Source organism: Halomonas almeriensis (genome assembly GCF_030409235.1).
Classification (GTDB): Bacteria; Pseudomonadota; Gammaproteobacteria; order Pseudomonadales; family Halomonadaceae; genus Halomonas; species Halomonas almeriensis.
The window spans coordinates 221,023-239,641 of sequence record NZ_JAUFPO010000009.1 but is presented as its reverse complement, the minus strand read 5'-3'; the positions used below and the strand labels follow the sequence as shown (position 1 = coordinate 239,641).

Annotated in this window: 17 protein-coding genes and 2 tRNA genes; 3 read left to right on the top strand and 16 right to left on the bottom strand. The window is 65.5% G+C overall.

Annotation, left to right across the window (positions count from 1 at the left end; all coding sequences use genetic code 11):
- Positions 1-23 precede the first annotated feature (23 nt).
- From smc to ccmA, 10 genes are all read right to left on the bottom strand, one after another.
- On the bottom strand, positions 24-3,518 hold the full coding sequence (smc, locus tag QWY74_RS07950) for a chromosome segregation protein SMC (RefSeq protein ID WP_264824203.1): 3,495 nt from the start codon (positions 3,516-3,518) through the stop codon (positions 24-26).
- 78 nt (positions 3,519-3,596) lie between these two features.
- Positions 3,597-4,469 carry a c-type cytochrome biogenesis protein CcmI gene (gene ccmI, locus QWY74_RS07945; RefSeq protein ID WP_264824204.1) on the bottom strand — a complete coding sequence of 291 codons (873 nt, stop codon included), beginning with the start codon at positions 4,467-4,469 and terminating at the stop codon, positions 3,597-3,599.
- Positions 4,466-4,987, bottom strand: coding sequence for a cytochrome c-type biogenesis protein (locus QWY74_RS07940; RefSeq protein WP_264824205.1), 522 nt, complete (start codon positions 4,985-4,987; stop codon positions 4,466-4,468). Before QWY74_RS07940 ends, ccmI begins: the two co-directional genes overlap by 4 nt.
- A complete protein-coding gene (locus QWY74_RS07935) occupies positions 4,975-5,505 on the bottom strand; it encodes a DsbE family thiol:disulfide interchange protein (protein WP_290314100.1) in 531 nt (176 codons plus the stop codon). Before QWY74_RS07935 ends, QWY74_RS07940 begins: the two co-directional genes overlap by 13 nt.
- Positions 5,502-7,487 (bottom strand): heme lyase CcmF/NrfE family subunit, encoded by a 1,986-nt coding sequence (locus tag QWY74_RS07930; RefSeq protein WP_290314099.1) that lies wholly within the window; start codon positions 7,485-7,487, stop codon positions 5,502-5,504. The genes QWY74_RS07935 and QWY74_RS07930 overlap by 4 nt, the downstream gene beginning before the upstream one ends.
- A 12-nt stretch (positions 7,488-7,499) precedes the next feature.
- The gene (gene ccmE, locus QWY74_RS07925; protein WP_264824207.1) at positions 7,500-8,003 is read right to left on the bottom strand and encodes a cytochrome c maturation protein CcmE; all 504 of its coding nucleotides are present in this window, start codon (positions 8,001-8,003) and stop codon (positions 7,500-7,502) included.
- A complete protein-coding gene (ccmD, locus tag QWY74_RS07920; RefSeq protein WP_290314097.1) occupies positions 8,000-8,197 on the bottom strand; it encodes a heme exporter protein CcmD in 198 nt (65 codons plus the stop codon). The genes ccmE and ccmD overlap by 4 nt, the downstream gene beginning before the upstream one ends.
- On the bottom strand, positions 8,197-8,937 hold the full coding sequence (locus QWY74_RS07915; RefSeq protein ID WP_264824209.1) for a heme ABC transporter permease: 741 nt from the start codon (positions 8,935-8,937) through the stop codon (positions 8,197-8,199). Before QWY74_RS07915 ends, ccmD begins: the two co-directional genes overlap by 1 nt.
- A 15-nt stretch (positions 8,938-8,952) precedes the next feature.
- Positions 8,953-9,603: a heme exporter protein CcmB gene (gene ccmB, locus QWY74_RS07910; RefSeq protein ID WP_264824406.1), complete on the bottom strand. Its 651-nt coding sequence runs from the start codon at positions 9,601-9,603 to the stop codon at positions 8,953-8,955.
- Positions 9,604-9,649: 46 nt separating this feature from the next.
- Positions 9,650-10,294 carry a cytochrome c biogenesis heme-transporting ATPase CcmA gene (ccmA, locus tag QWY74_RS07905; protein WP_264824407.1) on the bottom strand — a complete coding sequence of 215 codons (645 nt, stop codon included), beginning with the start codon at positions 10,292-10,294 and terminating at the stop codon, positions 9,650-9,652.
- 195 nt (positions 10,295-10,489) lie between these two features.
- Between ccmA and lexA the strand changes: the two genes are divergently transcribed.
- Together lexA and QWY74_RS07895 are read left to right on the top strand one after the other, a co-directional pair.
- Complete coding sequence (lexA, locus tag QWY74_RS07900; protein ID WP_264824210.1) at positions 10,490-10,969, top strand: transcriptional repressor LexA; 480 nt, start codon at positions 10,490-10,492, stop codon at positions 10,967-10,969.
- Positions 10,969-11,589: an IMPACT family protein gene (locus QWY74_RS07895; protein ID WP_264824211.1), complete on the top strand. Its 621-nt coding sequence runs from the start codon at positions 10,969-10,971 to the stop codon at positions 11,587-11,589. The genes lexA and QWY74_RS07895 overlap by 1 nt, the downstream gene beginning before the upstream one ends.
- A gap of 27 nt (positions 11,590-11,616) precedes the next feature.
- Here the strand turns inward: QWY74_RS07895 and olsF are convergent, their stop codons facing one another.
- The 4 genes from olsF to QWY74_RS07875 form a co-directional block, all read right to left on the bottom strand.
- The gene (gene olsF / locus QWY74_RS07890) at positions 11,617-13,398 is read right to left on the bottom strand and encodes a bifunctional ornithine lipid synthase OlsF (protein ID WP_264824212.1); all 1,782 of its coding nucleotides are present in this window, start codon (positions 13,396-13,398) and stop codon (positions 11,617-11,619) included.
- A gap of 128 nt (positions 13,399-13,526) precedes the next feature.
- Positions 13,527-14,852 (bottom strand): sodium ion-translocating decarboxylase subunit beta, encoded by a 1,326-nt coding sequence (locus tag QWY74_RS07885; protein WP_264824213.1) that lies wholly within the window; start codon positions 14,850-14,852, stop codon positions 13,527-13,529.
- Positions 14,853-14,938: 86 nt separating this feature from the next.
- Complete coding sequence (oadA, locus tag QWY74_RS07880; RefSeq protein ID WP_264824214.1) at positions 14,939-16,738, bottom strand: sodium-extruding oxaloacetate decarboxylase subunit alpha; 1,800 nt, start codon at positions 16,736-16,738, stop codon at positions 14,939-14,941.
- A gap of 75 nt (positions 16,739-16,813) precedes the next feature.
- Positions 16,814-17,065: an OadG family protein gene (locus QWY74_RS07875; RefSeq protein ID WP_264824215.1), complete on the bottom strand. Its 252-nt coding sequence runs from the start codon at positions 17,063-17,065 to the stop codon at positions 16,814-16,816.
- Positions 17,066-17,213: 148 nt separating this feature from the next.
- Between QWY74_RS07875 and QWY74_RS07870 the strand changes: the two genes are divergently transcribed.
- On the top strand, positions 17,214-18,179 hold the full coding sequence (locus QWY74_RS07870) for a tRNA dihydrouridine synthase (protein WP_290314096.1): 966 nt from the start codon (positions 17,214-17,216) through the stop codon (positions 18,177-18,179).
- A gap of 178 nt (positions 18,180-18,357) precedes the next feature.
- Here the strand turns inward: QWY74_RS07870 and QWY74_RS07865 are convergent.
- Together QWY74_RS07865 and QWY74_RS07860 are read right to left on the bottom strand one after the other, a co-directional pair.
- Positions 18,358-18,434: transfer RNA gene (locus tag QWY74_RS07865), tRNA-Arg, on the bottom strand.
- 88 nt (positions 18,435-18,522) lie between these two features.
- Positions 18,523-18,599: transfer RNA gene (locus tag QWY74_RS07860), tRNA-Arg, on the bottom strand.
- Positions 18,600-18,619 lie beyond the last annotated feature (20 nt).

Here is an 18,619-nt window from a genome sequence, read left to right as displayed (position 1 = left end):
CGGCTCATTATTGTTCAAGTCACTCAGGCATCAGCCAGGGCGGCGGCCTCCTCCACGCCGACCGACACCAGCCGGGACACCCCCGGCTCCTGCATTGTCACTCCCATCAGGCGCTCGGATGCCTCCATGGCGATCTTGTTGTGGGTGATATAGATGAACTGCACGGACTCCGACATTTCCTTTACCAGATTGGCATAGCGGCCCACATTGGCGTCATCCAGGGGGGCATCCACTTCGTCCAGCATACAGAAAGGTGCCGGATTGAGCTGAAAGATGGCAAACACCATGGCCAGGGCTGTGAGGGCCTTTTCGCCTCCCGAGAGCAAATGAATCGTGCTGTTCTTCTTACCCGGAGGACGCGCCATGATGGCCACGCCGGTCTCCAGCAAATCGTCTCCGGTAAGGGTCAACCAAGCGGTCCCTCCACCGAAGATCTTGGGAAAAAGCGTCTGCAGACCGGTATTGACTCGTTCGAAGGTATCGCGAAAACGTGTCCGGGTTTCCTGATCGATCCGACGTATGGCGCGATCCAGGGTCGCCAGGGCCTCGCTGAGCTCGACATGCTGGCCCTCCAAGTAATCGCGACGCTCGGCCTGCTGGTCGTATTCCTCGATCGCCGCCAGGTTGATCGCCCCCAGGCGCCGGATGCGCTCGCCGACCTCGTCGAGACGGGTCTGCCAGGCGGACTCCGTGGCGTTGGGGTCGAGGCCTTTGGCCAGCGCAGCAGTGTCATGCCCGAGCTCCTGCAGCTGTTCGTCCTGTGTCTCGGCCTTCAGTGCCAGGGCCTGAACCTGCATGCGCGACTCCTGCAATCGCTCACGCACGCCTTCAAGCTGACGCTCGTGTCCCTGACGAGCCTGTTCATCCTCGCGCAGTCGCTCGACGAGGGCGGATGCCCGGGAGCGCGCTTCATTGAGCTCGCGCTCTTCGTGCTCACGACGCTGCAGCAGCTCCTCGAGCTGGGCCCGACGTTCTTCTTCTGGCTCCTGAAGACCCTCGCGGGCCTCCTCGAGTTCCCGACAGCGTTCTTCGAGACGCTGACGCGCTTCTCCGGAGCGCCCCTGTTGCTCCGCCAGCCCCGCCCGCTCGGCGGTCAGCCGCTGATGCTCCAGGGCCAGACGCTGCGCCTGCTCGGCCAGGGGCTGGCGCTGGCTGCGCAGGGAGGTCAGGCGCTCGCGGGCTTCGCGTCGCTCGCGTTCCAGGCGCTCGCGGGTTTCGGCCCCGTCCTCCAGACGCGCCAGGGCCGCCTGCCAGTGCTCACGCGTCTCCTCGATGGCCAGGCGTGACTGCTGTGCCGAGGTTTCCAGTCCCTCGACTTCTTCCGCCAGCTCGGCTGCCCTGCCCTGCAGATGCTCGAGACGACTCGCCAGGCCGCTGTCCTGGACCGCCAGTTGCTGACGCTGCTGGTCGAGCTCGCGCTGCGCAACGCGCACCTCTTCCAGCCCGGCCTCGGCGCGTTGCTCTTCCTCGCCGGCATCGGCGAGACGCTGCGTCAGGCTTTCCAGGCGCTCTTCTACCTCGGCGAGCGCTTCACGCACCTCGGCCTCGCGGCGCCGGCTGACCAGCAGCGCATCCGGCCCGTCGGACTGACCACGATGCCGCGCCCAGCCATCACCGACCCAGAGACCGTCCGCCGTGATCAGACTTTCTCCCGGCGCTAGAGATGCCTGGCCGGCCCAGGCCGCCTCACGACTGGCCACACAGCGAATCGACGCCAGCCACGGGGTGGCGGCCCCGGCTCCCTGTACCTCGGCCGCCAGGCTGCCGGTCGGTCGACTGTGCGGGGCCTCGGACAAGAGCCCGAGCTCGGCCGAGAGGTCGGCACCGAACACCTCGGCGGCGTCCTCGGCGGACGTCATGCGTGCCTTGAGCCAGGGCGCCAGTACCCAGGAGACGCTGTCCTCCCAGCCCGGGGTGACCTCGAGCCGTTCGCCGAGCCGCGGGGCCGAAGCCAGGCCATGCCGGGATAGATGCTCGTCCAGCTGCTCGTCATGATCCGCCAGGGCGGCCTGAATCAGAGCGTCCAGTGACGCCAGCTCACCCTGCAGGCTGCTGCGCCGCTGGCGCTCGAGGTCGCGGGCCTCTTCATCCTGACGCCTACGCTCCCGGGCATCATCGCGCTGGGCCTGCCAGCTGGCACGCTGCTCCTCACTGGCCGCGAGGTGTTCGTCGAATTCGGCCAGCCGTTCGGCCACCTCACCCCGCTGGGCCTCGAGCTCGGCCAGGTCGGGCAGTTCCTCGCGCTGCTCGCGGCGCTTAGCGATATCCGCCTGGATGCGCTCCAGCTGCGCCTCCTGTTCACGCAGACGGTCCTGGGCGCGCTCGGCTTCGCGGCTGTCCGCCTGCCAGCGCTCGCCGAAGGCTTCCCAGTCGGCATCGGCCTGCTCGGCCAGGGGCTCGGTCTCCTCGAGGGCTGCATCGAGCTCGGCGAGGCGCTCGGCGACCTCCTCCTGCTCCGGCCCCAGGGTCTCCAGGCGTTCGTCGAGGCCCGCCAGGCGCTCCCCATCGTCCTCTCCGACCTGCTGAAGATCCTCGAGCTCGCGCCGGGCGTTGTCCAGGTCGCGGGCCAGCTGCTGATCGCGAGAGCGGGCATGCTCCAGGTCCTGTTCGAGCCGGGCGATGGCCGTGGTGGTTTCATGAAATCGGGCCTGATACCCCTCCAGTTCGGTGGCCAGACGATCATGCTCGGCACGCGCCTCCTCGAGGCGTGTCTCGCACTGGCGCAGGCCCAGGACTTCTCGCTCTACCGTGGTTTCGAGCTCGGCGACCCGAGATTCTTCCTCCTGCTGACTGGCAGCCAGGGCGCGCTTGCGCAACAGCGCCAGTTCGCCCTTGAGCTGATATTCTTCCTGCTTGAGCGTCTGGTAGCGCTTGGCGGCATCGGCCTGACGCTTGAGTTTCTCGAGCTGCTTGTCGAGCTCTTCGCGGATGTCGTCCAGGCGCTCGAGATTTTCCTGGGTGCGGCGCATGCGGTTCTCGGTTTCGCGTCGCCGCTCCTTGTACTTGGAAATACCCGCCGCTTCCTCGAGGGTGGCGCGTAGTTCCTCGGGGCGCGACTCGATCAGACGCGAGATCATGCCCTGGCCGATAATGGCGTAGGAGCGTGGCCCCAGCCCGGTGCCCAGAAAGAGGTCGGCGATATCGCGCCGGCGACATTTCTGACCATTGAAAAAATAGCTGGACTGGCCCTCACGGGTAACCTGGCGCTTGACCGAAATCTCGGCATACTGGGCATAGGCGCCACCCATAGAACCATCGCGGTTGTCGAACATCAGCTCGATGGAGGCCTGGCCCACCGGCTTGCGACCGGTGGAACCATTGAAGATGACGTCGGCCATCGACTCGCCGCGCAGCGTCTTGGCCGATGACTCGCCCATCACCCAGCGCACGGCATCAATGATGTTCGACTTGCCGCAACCATTGGGGCCCACGACCGCCGTCATGTTGCCGTCGAAGGGCACATTCACAGGGTCGACAAAGGACTTGAAGCCGGCCAGGCGGATGGATGTCAGGCGCATGCGTTACTCGACCACCGTGTCGATGACGTGCGCCGACTTGACCGGCAGGGCGGCGCTGGCGTTGTCGTGTGTGTCATGTCACTCCGCTGTGTCGTCGCCAAGTCGCTGACGAGCCGTGTCGATTGCCTGCCGCAAGGACCGGGCCGAACGCTCATCGTCCAGGCCCGCAATGGCCGTGCGCCAGCGTTCGATGGCCCGGCGATAGTGCTCGTCCTGAAAGGCCGCAAAGCCCAGCAGGCTCATGATAGTGGGCTGAGTCGGGGCCTCGGCCAGCACTTCGTCGATCAGCGCCCGCGTCGCGTCATCGATGCGCCGGCCCGCCGCGAAGTAGCGCAGCTGTGCCAACCGGGCGAGCAGCGCCGGGCGACGCCCCTGAAGCTCGATCAACCGCTGCAGTGAGGCCATGGCCGGCTCAAGGCGTCCGCTGTCGCGGTACAGCGGATACAGCAGACGCCAGACACTGGGGTTGTCGGGCTGCCGCGCCGCCTGGCCCTCCAGGGCCTCGATCAACCGCTCGACCGACGCCTCGGGCCCGTTCAAGACCTCCTGCTGAGCGGTACGCAGTGCCAGGTCGCCCTCTGAGCCCGACCGATGGTAGGCCAGCAGGCTGGCCAGCACCACGGCGACCATCAGCAACGGCGCCATGAGGCGCCCGGCACCAGGACTCCCGAGCGGCGAGCGATGCCCGCGCCGGGTGTCCTCGAGCAGCTCGCGCTCGAGCTCCAGGCGGTCAGCCTCGAAACCTTGTGCCGAGACATCGCCGCGGTCCCGCGCCGCTTCCAGAGAAGCCAGACGACGTCGGTAGATGGCCAGATTGTCGTCGATGCCCGGCTCAGAGGCCTCGGCTTCCTGCTGGGTGCCACGCAGCCGCTCTGCCTGGCGCAGGGGTACCACCAGCCACCACAGTGCCGGCAACAGCAGTGCGGCCAACGCCAGCCAGAGCAGCGTCATGTGTCGCTCCGTTGGCCGCCGCGTGCGGACGACTCGCGCCCCGCACGCGAGTCGTCCGCCGCATCAGAGCCGAGCAGTGACGCCAGCCGGGCCCGCTCGCTGTCGCTCAGCCCCTGCGCCGCCGCATGGCGTCGCGCGCGAACCAGCACGAACACCAGCAGGCCGCCCATCAGCATCAGCACCACGGGCAGCCCCCAGAGCAACAGGGTGCGGCCTTCAAGGCGAGGATTATAAAGCACATAGTCGCCAAAGCGCTGCACCATGTAATCCAGGATCTGCTGATCCGACTGCCCTTGATGTAAAAGTTGGTAAACGCGCTCGCGCATGTCACCGGCGATGGGAGAGGCCGAATCATTGATGGCCTGGTTCTGGCACTTGGGGCAGCGCAGCACCGCGGTCAGCTCGGCGTAACGCGCCTCCAGCACCGGATCCTCGAAGGCGCGCATCTCCTCGGCCGCCAACGCTGGCAGACAGACGCCCATCAACAGACACAGCAGCCAGGTTGTCATTCGCGCCATCTTGCCACCTCCGGCAGAATCACCTCGGTTACCTCATGGGGAGCAATGTAACCGGTATGGTGATAACGAATCACGCCATCGGCGTCGACCAGAAAGGTTTCCGGCGCGCCGTAGACCCCCAGATCAAAGCCCAGACGGCCCTCCGGATCGAAGATGTTGAGCGTGAAGGGGTTGCCGTATTGCGCCAGGAAGGCACGACCTTTCTCCCGCTTATCCTTGTAATCGATGCCGACCAGGTGCACGCCCTCTTGCGCCAGGGCCTGAAGCTGGGGCATTTCCTGCTTGCAGGTGGGGCACCACTCGCCCCAGACATTGACCAGGGTCACCTGGCCCTGCAGCAGGGAGGCATCCACCTGCTGACCGGGGTCGGCCAGAGTCGCCAGCTCGAAGGCGGGAAACGGCTGGCCGATCATCGCCGACTCCCGCCCTGCCGGTTCCATCGACAGGCCGCGATACAAAAGACCGCTCAGCAACAGAAACCCCAGCAGCGGCAGAAACAGCATCAGGCGATGTTTCATGACGACGCCTCCACGGCATCAGGCCTGAGCGCGCGGCCACGTCGCCGATAGCGGCGATCCACCACGGCCAGCAGCCCGCCCAGCGCCATCAGCAGGGCCCCCAGCCACAACCAGCGAACCATCGGCTTGTACTGCAAGCGCAGGGCCCAACTGCCGGCTTCCAGCTCTTCCCCCATGGCCACATACAGATCCCGCCAGGGTCCCGGGCGCAGCGCAACATCGGTCATCGGCATGCCGGTGGCCAGGTACAGGCGCTTCTCCGGCGTCATCACGAAGGGCTGCGACTGCCCCTGATGACGTACCTCGAGGCGCGCGGTATCGGCAATGAAGTTGGCGCCGCGGCGCTCGCCGAGCTCGGTCAGGGTAAAGGTGTAGCCGGCCAGGGTCGTGGTGTCCCCCTCGGCCATGCGCACATTGCGCTCGATGGCGTAATTGGACACCACGCTGACACCGACAATGGTGACCGCCACCCCCAGGTGGGCCACCAGCATGCCCCAATAGGCCAGCGACAGGCGCCGCAGCGCTGCCCACCGCGATACCCCCTGACGACTGCGCTCCCAGAGCCCCTTGAGCATCGGCAGCAGGATCCACAGGGCCGTCGCCAGCCCCAGGGAGACACTCAGGTTCCAGTCACCGCGATAGACCAGCGGCACCAGGGCCGCGATGACCAGCGCCAGGACGGCCGAGGGCCCGCCATGCCGCCAGAGCACACGCGGCGGTGTGCGCTTCCATTGCGACACCGGCCCCAGCCCCATGACAAGGCCCAGCAGCACCGTCAGCGGGACGAACAGGCTGTTGAAATAGGGGGCGCCGACGCTGATCTTGCCGAGCCCCAGGGCGTCGAGCAGCAAGGGATACAGCGTGCCCAGCAGCACGCTGGCCGTCATGACGACCAGCAATAGGTTGTTGATCAGCAACAACGCATCCCGGGAAAAGCCGGTGAACCCGGCTCGCTGCCCCACTCGCGGCAACCGCAGGGCAAACAGCAGCAGCGAGCAGCCCACGGTCAACCCGAGCAGTAGCAGAATGAAGAGTCCCCGATCGGGGTCATTGGCGAAGGCGTGCACCGAGGTCAGTACGCCGGAGCGCACCAGAAAGGTGCCCAGCAGCGACAGTGAAAAGGTCGAGATCGCCAGCAACAGGGTCCAGCTCTTGAAGGCACCCCGCTTCTCGGTCACCGCCAGGGAGTGAATCAGTGCCGTGCCGGCCAGCCAGGGCAGTAGCGAAGCGTTCTCCACCGGGTCCCAGAACCACCAGCCACCCCAGCCCAGTTCGTAGTAGGCCCACCAGCTACCCAGGGCGATCCCCAGGGTCAGAAAGGCCCAGGCCAGATTCGTCCAGGGGCGGACCCAACGCGTCCAGGCGGCATCCAGCCGACCACCGAGCAGAGCGGCAATGGCAAAGGCGAAGACCACGGAGAAGCCCACGTAGCCCATGTAGAGCATGGGCGGATGGACAATCAGGCCGACGTCCTGCAACAACGGATTCAGATCCGCGCCGTCCGCCGGCACCTCGGGCAACAGCCTGGCGAAGGGATTGGACGTCCACAGCACGAAAGCCAGGAAGCCACTGCTGATCAGCCCCATGACGGCCAGCACGCGCGCCAGGACCTCGGGCGGTAACGCCCGGGAAAAATAACCGACGGCAAAGGTCCAGCCGGCCAGCATCAGGCTCCACAGCAGCACCGAGCCCTCGTGATTGCCCCATACGGCACTCAATTTGTAGTACCAGGGCAGCATCGAGTTCGAGTTGTTGGCCACCGTGGCCACACTGAAATCATCCAGCAGATAGCTGGCCGTCAGGCAGGCATAGGCCAGGCACAGGAAGGCAAACTGCGCTGTCGCCATGGGACGTGCATAAGCCATCCACAATGGGCGTCGTGTCGCGGCCCCGGCCAGCGGCAGCGTGCCCAGGATCAGCGCCATCAACTGGGCGATGATCAGGGCGAAAAGGCCGACTTCTGGGATCATCTCGATCAGCATGGTGGCTCCGCATCACTCCACGCCGGCGTCTGGCTGAGTGCCCGCCGGTGGCGGCGACTGATCGGCCCGGTCCCGATAATCTTCCGGGGCATAACCGGCTTCCTTGAGGGCATCGGCCACCTCCGGCGGCATGTAATTCTCGTCGTGGCGGGCCAGCACCTCGTCGGCGCGCACCCAGCCCTCCGGCTGAAGTTCGCCGAGCACCACCACGCCCTGCCCCTCGCGGAACAGGTCGGGCAGAATGCCACGATAGCGCACCTGGATGGATTCCACATGGTCGGTGACAGCAAAGCGCACGGCCAGACTCTGCGGGTCTCGCTTAACCGAGTCCTTGGCGACCAGACCGCCGGCGCGTATCGGCCGGTCCATTGGCGCTTCGCCGGCGACGACCTGCATCGGGCTGAAGAAGAGATTGATGTTGCTGCGCAGTGCATACAGCATCAAGCCAGCGGCAATGGCGGCCAGGACCAGCATCGCCAGAATGACCTGCAAGCGCTGTCGGCGCTGCCTTCTCATGACGCCCCCCTGTCCATGCCTCGCTGCCGTCCCCGTCGCGCCTGACGAGAGACACGCCGCCACACCCGTCGGCGCTCCAGGCGTACCTGCAGCACAGTGCCCGACAACAACAGCAGGGCGACGCCGTAAGCCGACCACACATAGACGCCATGACCACCCATGGCGAGAAAGGCCTGCCAGGAGTCGAAGGCCATCAGGAGCCCTCCCCGGTCAGCGCCCGAACCCAGCGACGCGAGGCCTCGCGTCGCAGGATCTCGTGGCGGGTGCGCGTCAGCGTCACGGCCAGGAAAAGGCAGTAGAAGCCCAGCACCATGACCAGCAGCGGAAGCCACATGTCGGACGGCATGGCAGGACGCGAGGTCACCGAAAAGGTCGCCGGCTGATGCAGGGTGTACCACCACTCCACCGAGTACTGGATGATCGGAATGTTGATCACCCCCACCAGTGTCAGCACCGAGGCTGCCCTGGCGGCGGATTGACGCCCGCCAAGCGCTCCCCGCAGTGCCAGCACACCGAAATACAGAAACAGCAGCAGGAGCATCGAGGTCAGGCGGGCGTCCCACTGCCACCAGGTGCCCCAGGTGGGCACCCCCCAGACGGCGCCGGAAAACAGTGCCAGAAAGGTCATGGCGGCGCCCAGGGGAGCCATGGCCGTGGCCGCCATGTCCGCCAGCTTGATCCGCCAGACCAGAAACACCAGCCCGGCCACGGCCATGGTCACATAGATTGACTGGGCCAGCAGGGCCGCGGGCACATGTACATAGATGATGCGAAAGCTGTTGCCCTGCTGATAGTCGGCCGGCGCGAACCCCAGTCCCCAGATCGTGCCCACCACCATCAGGGTCAACGCCAGCCCCCAGCACCACGGAGACAGGCGGACACTCAGGGCATAGAAGCCCTGGGGCGACGCCAGCTTGTGTAAATAAGCCCACATGAATGTGACGACCTCTCAACCATTGAGACTGATACGCAGCGCCGCGGCTGTCGCCCAAGGCGCCAGCATCAGCGCCAGCGCCAGCAGAGCCCCCAGCACTGCCAGGTGGGGCGCCGCGTTCCCCCCGCCGATGGCCGCCTGCAACGCCCCGCTGCCGAAGATCAGTACCGGCACGTAAAGCGGCAGCACCAGCAGTGGCAGAATGATGCCACCGCGCGCCACCCCGATGGTCAATGCCGCCCCGATGGCCCCGATCAGGCCGAGCGTGGCACTGCCCAGTGCCAACGCGACCATCAGCAGCAGGTAACTTTCCGCGGGCAAGGACAACATGACCCCCAGAAGCGGCGCCATCAGGGCCAACGGCAGTCCGGTCGACGCCCAGTGTATCGCGACCCTGCCGAGAATCAGCAACGGCAGGGGCTGAGGCGAGAGCAAGAGCTGTTCGAGGCTGCCATCCTCGGCATCATCGCGGAACAGGCCATCCAGTGACAGCAGTGTGGCCAGCAGCGCCGCCACCCACAAGAGACCGGGCGCCAGGTCCGACAACAGCGACGCCGATGGCGAGATGCCGATGGGAAAGAGCGTGATCACCAGGGCGAAGAAGGCCAGCGGATTGAGCCAGGCTCCGGGATGGCGCGACAGCAGCAACAGATCACGACGCATCATGCCTCTCAGGGCCCTGGCCGGCGTCGGGCCGGCAGCGCCGTCTCGCTCAGGTCGTGACATCCATGCCCTCCTCGCCGAGGCGCAAGCGACGAACCGGCACCTCGACATGCAGCGGCTGATGCGTGGTCAGCACCACACTCCCGCCCTGTCGGACATGGGATGACAACAACGCTTCCAGAACCTGGATGCCGTCCCGGTCCAGGGCGGAGAAGGGCTCGTCGAGCATCCACAACCGGCGACGCACGAGCACCAGCCTCGCCAGGGCGATGCGGCGCTGCTGACCGGCCGACAACTGCCCGACCGGAAGATCCTCGAAGCCCGATAGCCCCAGTCTCGACAGCGCTGCAAGCCGCTCCGCGTCGCCGGACGGCTGACCGGCCAGGGCGGCATGCCAGGCCAGGTTCTCCAGTGCGCTGAGTGCCGGCTTGAGAGCCGAGGCATGACCGATGTACAGCAGATGCGACAGGAAGTCCCGACGGACGCGGCGCAATGGTTCACCCCGCCACAACAGCGTGCCCTGATAGTCGAGGGACTGGGCCGACAGGATCTTCAACAGCGTCGTCTTGCCGCTGCCGTTGGCCCCCTCGACACGCAGGATGTCACCGCCCTGGATCTCCAGATCGAGCGCACCGAACAACCAGCGGCCGTCTCGCTCGCAGGCCAGCTTTCGGGCTTGCAGGTGCAGGCTCAAATCGGGCTCCGGAAAACTCACATCGGGCCCTGCACGGTACACGCAAATCGTTCGCATCGCCAGCCACCCCGCGGGAGCTGTTGCGCGACGCGCCCTCGGGCAATCCTGAAGCACCTTGCCAGATAGCACTGGCCTGCTATGCTGGACAAGTACTGTATATATAAACAGTCAATGCCAAAAGGGAGACGTCGCGCCATGTCAAGCCCCACCACACAGTACCTGTTTCGCCAGCCCAACCTGCCCATTGCCGAGGGCTGGGCGCCACTGGACGCCGCCGACCTCGAGGAGCAAGTCGAGATCCCCCTGCTGGGTCGCGTCTCAGCAGGCATGCCCATCGAAGCCTGCCTTGAGGCCGAGAGCATCGAGGTGCCCACCCGCATGGTCCGGCGCAATACCTACGCCCTCAGAGTGAACGGCAACTCCATGGTCGATTGCAACATCTTTGATGGCGATGTCATTATCATCGAGCGTCGCGAAAGCGCGGAAAACGGCGAAACGGCCGTGGTGATGATCAATGACCAGGAGGTCACGCTGAAGAAGTTCTATATCGAGAAATCCGGCGTTCGCCTGCAGCCGGCCAATGAATCCATGGCGCCCATCTTCCTGCACAACAGTGATATCCGGGTACTGGGTATGGTCATGGGCGTGGTGCGCCAGCCGGACCTCGCGGCCTGATGCGCTACGCGATTCCCGACCTGGCCGAGGGCGAGTGGCACGAAACCGAGCTCGAGATAGAGCGCAGCCGCTTTCTCACCTGGACCGCCCGGATCCCTAGTGTCGAGTCCTTCGAGGCCCTGCTGCGGGCCGCCAGGTGGTCGCATCCGGGAGCCAACCATCATTGCACGGCCTTCATCGCCGGGCCGCCCGGTGAACAGAACCGCATCGGTTTTGCCGATGACGGCGAGCCCGGCGGCACGGCCGGGCGGCCCATGTTTCAGGTGCTCGAGGGCGCCGGCCTGGGGCAGGTTGGCTGTGTGGTGATTCGCTACTTCGGCGGCATCAAGCTGGGCACGGGCGGGCTGGCCCGCGCCTACTCCCAGGCCGTGGGCGACGCTCTGCAAGCCCTGCCGCTCCGCGAGGTGATCGAGCGCACCCCTCTCGACGTAAGGGTCGACTTCGCCGGAGAGGCCATTGCCCGTAGCTGGTGCGGCGAACACGACATTCCCGTCGAAGCGGTCGACTACCGGGCCGATGGCGTGACCCTGACCCTGGGCTGGCCACTCGACCGCGCCCAGGATCTCGAGACGTTGAATGCCAGGCTGAAGGGCCGCATGACCCTGCTCACCCCGAGCTGACCGCCATGCCCCAAGCGGGTCCGGCTGTCATTCGGCGACAAGCGACGAATCACCCAGCTCCCGGGAGCGCCCGGCCGGCTGGTCATCATCCCGTGCCGAACGACCGATGTAGCGCGCCCGCTTTTCCGGCTTCAGCCGGCTGATGTCCACTTCCACCAGGCCATCGGTACAGTAACCGAACCCTGCATCCACGCCGAATGCCAGAAAGCGAGCCCCACCGGGTTCAGCGACCTCGATGTACTGCTTGTACAGCGCCGGCACACCGGCCCCCATCGCCTGCAGGGCATGACGCAGGCGACAAAAGTCCTGCTGGGCATCATCGCCACTCAGCAGGCGTTCGACCTCCTGCTCGCCCGCCAGCGACAGCCGATAGGGTGCCCGCGGCCGAATCCCGGCACTGTCATCACCATGATAATGCCGGTAATAGCCCACCAGCAGCTCGCGCGCCAGGGGCGGCATCAGGTTGGGGATGGTGACCGGCCCGAACAGCCAGCGCACCTCGGGATGCTCGCGCAGATACGCCCCCAGCACGACCCACAAGTACTCCAGGCTGCGCCGTCCCCAATAACGCGGCTGGACAAAACTGCGCCCCAGCTCGAGGCCATGGCGCCACCGCTCCCAGGGCGCCTGATCGAGCTGGAAGATGGTCGAGGTGTAGAGACCGGCCGCGCCGTGACGCTCGAGAATCGGACCGACCTCTCCAAGACGATAGGCACCGGCGATTTCCAGATCCTGGTCATCCCACAGAATCAGGTGACGATAGTGATGATCGAAGTCATCCAGGTCACGCTTGCGGCCGGAGCCCTCCCCGACACGCCGAAAGGTGATCTCCCGCAGCCGGCCGAGCTCACGCATCACCGCCGAATCGGCACGGCTGTCGAACAGCAGGATCTGCTTGCCATCCTGAGTGACGCCCAGGCGCCTGGCAGCGCGCAGCTCCTCGCGCAGCCGCTGGCGACTCTCGGGGCGCGCGATGCCGACCTCGCTGACGAAGACGCCCTTTTGCCCCCGCCCCAGACGGTACACATGCTTGCGCAACAACTTCATCCTGACCGCGGTGGTCAGATCCTCCCGGTCGAAGCGAGCCAGCGGAATCAGGCCACCGACACGCAGCGCCACCTGGCGATCACGCTGACGAAACATCTCGCTGGGCAGCATCAGGGTACCCAGCGGGCCATGGAGGTACGCCAGGCCATAGAACCAGGAGGAATTACGGCCGTTGACATGCACCGGCAGAATCGGCGCATTGGTGCGCCGGGCCGCATGCAGGAACCCGGACAGCCACTTGCCGTCGCGCACCCCGGCAGGGCCGGCACGCGAGACCTCGCCGGCCGGGAAGACGATCACCGCACGGTCGTCTTCCAGCGCCTCGACCATACGCCCCAGGCTGCGCCTAAAGCCCTTGCGCGTCAGGTTGTCCACCGGCAGGATCACATCGCACAGGGGGGCGACCTGACACAGCAGATCATTGGCCAGAATGCAGACATCGGGGCGCAGCTCGGCGACCATCCGGATCAACGCCAGACCATCCAGGGCCCCCAGGGGATGATTGGCCACAATGACCACCCGGCCGGTCGCGGGAATATTGTCACGCTCCCGGGACGACAGGGTGTAGCCGAAGCGGAAATGGTCGAAGACCTGGTCGATGAACTCGAGCCAGCCCAGTTGGCCATGGCGCGCCAGGAAGTCGTTGATCTCGCGCTCATGCACCAGGCGACGCAACCCGGCCACCAGTGGCCGGCGCATCCAGGCGGGCCAGGCCGCCACTCGGGAAGACCTGCTCAGCAGGAAGTGTTCGATATCGATCATCCGGGACTCGCTCCAGCCGGGCGCCCGCGCGCCGATGGCCACAGACTAGGAGCGAAAGATGACAGGACGATGGCGCGGCGCCACTCGGGCGCCGCGGAAGGGAGTCAGCGTCGGACAGGCAACGCCGTTCAGCCGAGATACTTGATCATCACCCCGGCCGCCACCGCCGAGCCGATGACACCGGCCACATTGGGCCCCATGGCGTGCATCAGCAGGAAGTTGTGCGGATTGGACTCGAGCCCTACCTTGTTGGATACTCGGGCGGCCATGGGCACGGCCGACACACCGGCGGAGCCGATCAGCGGATTGATTGACTGCTTGCTGACCGCGTTGAGCACCTTGGCCATGAGGATGCCGCAGGCCGTACCGATGGCGAAGGCCACCATGCCGAGCCCCAGAATACCCAGGGTCTCCAGGGCCAGGAAACGATCCGCCATCAACTTGGATCCCACCGACAGACCCAGAAAGATCGTTACAGTATTGATCAGGGCATGCTGGGCGGTATCGGAGAGCCGCTCGACCACGCCGCACTCACGCATCAGGTTGCCGAAGCAGAACATGCCCAGCAGCGGTGCGGCATCCGGCAAGAAAAGCACCACCAGGATCAGCAGCGAAAGCGGAAAGACGATCTTTTCCAGCTTGGACACCGGGCGCAGCTGGGTCATGGTGATTTCGCGCTCGCGCCGGGATGTAAGGGCACGCATGATGGGTGGCTGGATCAGCGGCACCAGCGCCATGTACGAGTAGGAGGCCACCGCGATGGCACCCAGCAACTCCGGCGCCAGCAGGCTCGAGACATAGATCGAGGTGGGCCCGTCGGCCCCGCCGATGATCCCGATGGCGGCTGCCTGCTTGAGCGAGAAGTCCATGATGCCCATGGCCGAGAGCCCGACTGCCCCGAGCAGGGTGGCGAAAATGCCGAACTGGGCCGCCGCGCCCAGGAAGAGGGTCCGCGGATTGGCCAGCAAGGGGCCGAAATCGGTCATCGCGCCCACGCCCATGAAGATCACCAGCGGCGCCACGCCAGAGGCAATGGCCACACTGTAGAACTGATAGAGCATGCCCGGTGTGAAACCGGAGCCGCGGGCGACGTCATTGGCCGCCCCCATCAACGCCGGTCCCGCGTCACCGTGCAGCGCATCGCTGAGCAGCTGTCGGGTGGCCTCGATGCCGGCCGATGGCTCCAGCGACACCTCGAGTGCCGCCGCCATGCGTTCCAGCACCTGGGGGCCGGCCTGCTGCACCGCCTGTTCGGCAGCGGAGAGCGCCAGCCCGGCTTCAGGGATATTGGCCAGAATGCCGCCAAAGCCGATCGGCACCAGAAGCAGGGGTTCGAACTTCTTGTTGATCGCCAGGTAGAGCAGACCCAGGCCGACCAGGATCATGGCCGCCTGCCCCAGGTCCAGGTTGTAGAGCCCCGAGCCATGCCACAGGGTAAGTAGTTTGTCTGTCATTCCCATGTCCTTGATGAAGGCGCCGAAAGAAAGCCTGGCGGGCTCGCCACCCGCCACGGCGCTTTTCGAGACGACCCGAAACGAGCCTAGAGGACGATCAACGCATCGCCCACCGCGACGCTATCCCCCTCGCTGACCTTGACGCCGGATACCACTCCAGCACTGGCGGCCCTGACCTCGGTTTCCATCTTCATGGCCTCGAGAATGATCACCACGTCGCCTTCCGCCACACTGTCGCCCGGCTTGACGTTGACCTTGAAGATGTTGCCGGCCAGCGGCGCCGCGATGGTCTCCCCCGAGGAACCCGTCTCAGGCTGGGCCGATGCCTGCGGTGCAACCTCGCCCTGTTCCTGCACGCGATCGATTTCTCCGCCATCGGCGACTTCAACGACATAGCGCTTGCCATTGACCGTGACGGTATAGGTTTCGGGGGCGCCGGGCTCGGCGGGCACCGCGGCCGACGCAGCCGGTTGCTCCTCGGGCGCCCGGGGGATCGGCTCGAAGGCACCGGGATCATCACGATTGGCCAGGAACTTCAGTCCGATCTGCGGGAAGAGGGCATAGGTCAGCACATCGTCGACCCGGCCCTGCCCTTCGGCGAGCCGGATGCCGTCCTGGCGAGCCTTGTCGTCGAGCTCGCTGGAAAGACGCTCCATCTCCGGCGACAGGCGGTCCGCCGGACGCTCGGTAATCGGCTCACCCCCCTCGAGGACGCGGGCCTGAAGCTCGCTGTTGTAATCGGCCGGGGCGGCACCATACTCGCCCTTGAGCAGCGCCTGGACCTCCTTGGAGATCGACTTGTAGCGCTCGCCCATCATCACGTTCATCACCGCCTGGGTGCCCACGATCTGCGATGTCGGCGTGACCAGCGGGATGTAACCCAGATCCTGGCGCACGCGGGGAATTTCCGTCAGGACGTCATCCAGCTTGTCTCCGGCGCCCTGCTCCTTGAGCTGGCCTTCCATGTTGGTCAGCATGCCGCCCGGCACCTGAGCCACCAGGATGCGCGAGTCGATTCCCTTGAGCGCCCCCTCGAAGGCTGCATACTTCTTGCGCACGGCGCGAAAGTAGCCGGCGATGTCCTCGAGCGCTTCCAGGTCGAGCCCGGTATCGCGGGGCGTGCCCTTGAGCATCGCCACCAGCGACTCGGTGGGGCTGTGGCCATAGGTCATGGACATCGACGAGATGGCGGTATCGACATTGTCGACGCCGGCTTCCACCGCCTTCAGTGCCGTGGCCGTCGACAGTCCGGTGGTGGCATGGCAATGCAGGTGAATCGGGATGCTCAGCGCCTGCTTGAGGCGCGAGACCAGCTCATGAGCATCATAAGGCGTCAGCAGGCCGGCCATGTCCTTGATGGCCAGAGAATCGGCGCCCATCTCGGCAATCTCACTGGCCAGCTCGACCCAGCTCTCCATGGTGTGAACCGGGCTCACCGTATAGGAAATGGTGCCCTGGGCATGGCCGTCATTGGCGCGCACGGCGCGCAGTGCGCGCTCCAGGTTGCGAGGGTCGTTCATGGCATCGAAGACCCGGAACACGTCCACGCCGTTGGTCCTGGCGCGCTCGACAAAGCGATCGACCACGTCATCCGCATAATGGCGATACCCCAGCAGATTCTGGCCACGCAGCAGCATCTGCTGGCGGGTGTTGGGCATGGCTTCCTTCAGGGCCCGAATGCGTTCCCAAGGGTCTTCACCGAGATAACGGATGCAGGCATCAAAGGTGGCCCCTCCCCAGGACTCCAGAGACCAGAATCCGATGCGATCCAGTTTTTCGGCGATCGGCAGCATGTCATCCAGACGCAGGCGCGTGGCAAAGAGTGACTGGTGAGCGTCACGCAGCACGACATCGGTAATACCGAGAGGGTTAGCGTTATCCGTCATGTGAGCGTCCTTATCGTTGTAACTCGAAGAGCATGTTGTTCCCCTTTGCGACCGCCACCCGGCACTGCAAGGGGCTCACCGGCGATGCCGCTGACGGTGCCGATGCACGGCAACACTGATGGCCGCCATGACATCGTCATCCTGGGCGGGCAATGCGCGCCCCGCCATAGAAGGCGCCGGAGACGGCGACGGCTCGGGGAAATAGCGACCCACCAGGCGCGACATCAGGGTTGTGGTGATGACCAGGACCGTCAGAAAGACGAACACAAACCCCATGCCGAGCCCCATCAGGGCAAGGCCCTCATTCATTAACTGCGTTTCCTGCATGTGGCTTCCTCCTGCTCGAAACGACCCGCCCGACCGGCGACCCCCCATGGATGACTCACCTGACCGCCGCGAGATGGCGTACAATAACGCCATGGAACCTGACAATGTTGTTAACTTACTACACCCGGGGCGGATAGGCCTAGCCCCCATGGAGGGGGTCATCGACGCCGCGACCCGGGACCTGCTCACCCGTTCTGCCGGCATCGACTGGACGGTCACCGAATTCGTGCGCGTGGTGGATACCCGACTCCCGCAGCGCGTCTTCCTCCGTCATTGCCCGGAATTGCACGGCGGCATGCCGTGCACACCCGGCGGTGCTCCCGTGCACCTCCAGCTACTGGGCTCGGACCCTGCCGCCCTGGCCGCCAATGCCCTACAGGCCCTGGCACTCGGCACCCGGAGCCTCGATCTCAACTTTGGCTGCCCCGCCAAGCTGGTCAACCGCCATGATGGCGGAGCCTCCATGTTGCGCGACCCGCGGCGCCTTCGCGCTGCCGTCACCGCCGTTCATGACGCCATAGGCGACACCATTCCGGTGACCGCCAAGATCCGCCTGGGCTTCGCCGACCGTCGACTGGCGCTGCAATGCGCCCATGCCGCCGAGGATGGCGGCGCTCGACAGCTGGTCGTGCATGCTCGAACCCGCAACGAGGGGTATCGTCCCCCGGCTCACTGGGAATGGATCGGCCGCATGCGCCAACGCCTGAACATTCCCGTGGTCGCCAATGGCGATATCTGGACCCTCGCGGATTACTGGAAGGCACGCACCCTGTCCGGTTGCCAGGATGTCATGCTGGGCCGCGGCGCCCTCTCGGACCCGGACCTGGCGGCCAGAATCCGTCACTGGCAGCACACCGGGGCCTGCCTGCCGGCGACCCAATGGGCCCGCAAGGCCGAGGTGCTGCTGGAATATGCTGCATTGCAGCGTAGCACACTTTCCGGCAAGACAGTGGTCGCGCGACTTAAGCAGTGGATGAACCATATGCGGCCGCAGGATGAGCAGGCCGCACAATGCTTTCAGACCTTGCGGCGCGTCACCGAGCTGGACACTTTCCTGGCAGGGCTGCGCGAGTCACGCAGCGCCGCGCGGGAAGCCGGGGCCCGAAGCGCATGAAGATAGCCGGCCAACCGGCATAAAAAAAAGCGCTCACCCGTCGTCGCCCCGAGCGGGGCAGTCGACAGAGTGGCGCTTCAACGATCGCGGAAACCGGGGCGGTACACCCGGCTTCGGCTCATGGCAAGCAGGCCAAAAAAAGGAAGACCCGCCCTCACGAGGAGGACGGGTCAATATCTGGCGCGCCCGGGAGGATTCGAACCTCCGACCACCTGATTCGTAGTCAGGTACTCTATCCAGCTGAGCTACGGGCGCAAAGCTGCGATGATCACGCCATGCGTGACGCTCGGCTTGCTAGAAGGAAAAAACATCTGACGGGACAAGCGTAGGCTAGCCTCGAAAGTGGCGCGCCCGGGAGGATTCGAACCTCCGACCACCTGATTCGTAGTCAGGTACTCTATCCAGCTGAGCTACGGGCGCTTACCTTCTGGTACCAATGG

Excerpts from the sequence above, each read along its gene's own strand:
- smc (WP_264824203.1), bottom strand. The coding sequence starts at position 3,518 with ATGCGCCTGACATCCATCCGCCTGGCCGGCTTCAAGTCCTTTGTCGAC.
- ccmI (WP_264824204.1), bottom strand. The coding sequence starts at position 4,469 with ATGACGCTGCTCTGGCTGGCGTTGGCCGCACTGCTGTTGCCGGCACTG.
- QWY74_RS07940 (WP_264824205.1), bottom strand. The coding sequence starts at position 4,987 with ATGGCGCGAATGACAACCTGGCTGCTGTGTCTGTTGATGGGCGTCTGT.
- QWY74_RS07935 (WP_290314100.1), bottom strand. The coding sequence starts at position 5,505 with ATGAAACATCGCCTGATGCTGTTTCTGCCGCTGCTGGGGTTTCTGTTG.
- QWY74_RS07930 (WP_290314099.1), bottom strand. The coding sequence starts at position 7,487 with ATGCTGATCGAGATGATCCCAGAAGTCGGCCTTTTCGCCCTGATCATC.
- ccmE (WP_264824207.1), bottom strand. The coding sequence starts at position 8,003 with ATGAGAAGGCAGCGCCGACAGCGCTTGCAGGTCATTCTGGCGATGCTG.
- ccmD (WP_290314097.1), bottom strand. The coding sequence starts at position 8,197 with ATGGCCTTCGACTCCTGGCAGGCCTTTCTCGCCATGGGTGGTCATGGC.
- QWY74_RS07915 (WP_264824209.1), bottom strand. The coding sequence starts at position 8,937 with ATGTGGGCTTATTTACACAAGCTGGCGTCGCCCCAGGGCTTCTATGCC.
- ccmB (WP_264824406.1), bottom strand. The coding sequence starts at position 9,603 with ATGATGCGTCGTGATCTGTTGCTGCTGTCGCGCCATCCCGGAGCCTGG.
- lexA (WP_264824210.1), top strand. The coding sequence starts at position 10,490 with ATGTCAAGCCCCACCACACAGTACCTGTTTCGCCAGCCCAACCTGCCC.
- QWY74_RS07895 (WP_264824211.1), top strand. The coding sequence starts at position 10,969 with ATGCGCTACGCGATTCCCGACCTGGCCGAGGGCGAGTGGCACGAAACC.
- olsF (WP_264824212.1), bottom strand. The coding sequence starts at position 13,398 with ATGATCGATATCGAACACTTCCTGCTGAGCAGGTCTTCCCGAGTGGCG.
- QWY74_RS07885 (WP_264824213.1), bottom strand. The coding sequence starts at position 14,852 with ATGACAGACAAACTACTTACCCTGTGGCATGGCTCGGGGCTCTACAAC.
- oadA (WP_264824214.1), bottom strand. The coding sequence starts at position 16,738 with ATGACGGATAACGCTAACCCTCTCGGTATTACCGATGTCGTGCTGCGT.
- QWY74_RS07875 (WP_264824215.1), bottom strand. The coding sequence starts at position 17,065 with ATGCAGGAAACGCAGTTAATGAATGAGGGCCTTGCCCTGATGGGGCTC.
- QWY74_RS07870 (WP_290314096.1), top strand. The coding sequence starts at position 17,214 with ATGGAGGGGGTCATCGACGCCGCGACCCGGGACCTGCTCACCCGTTCT.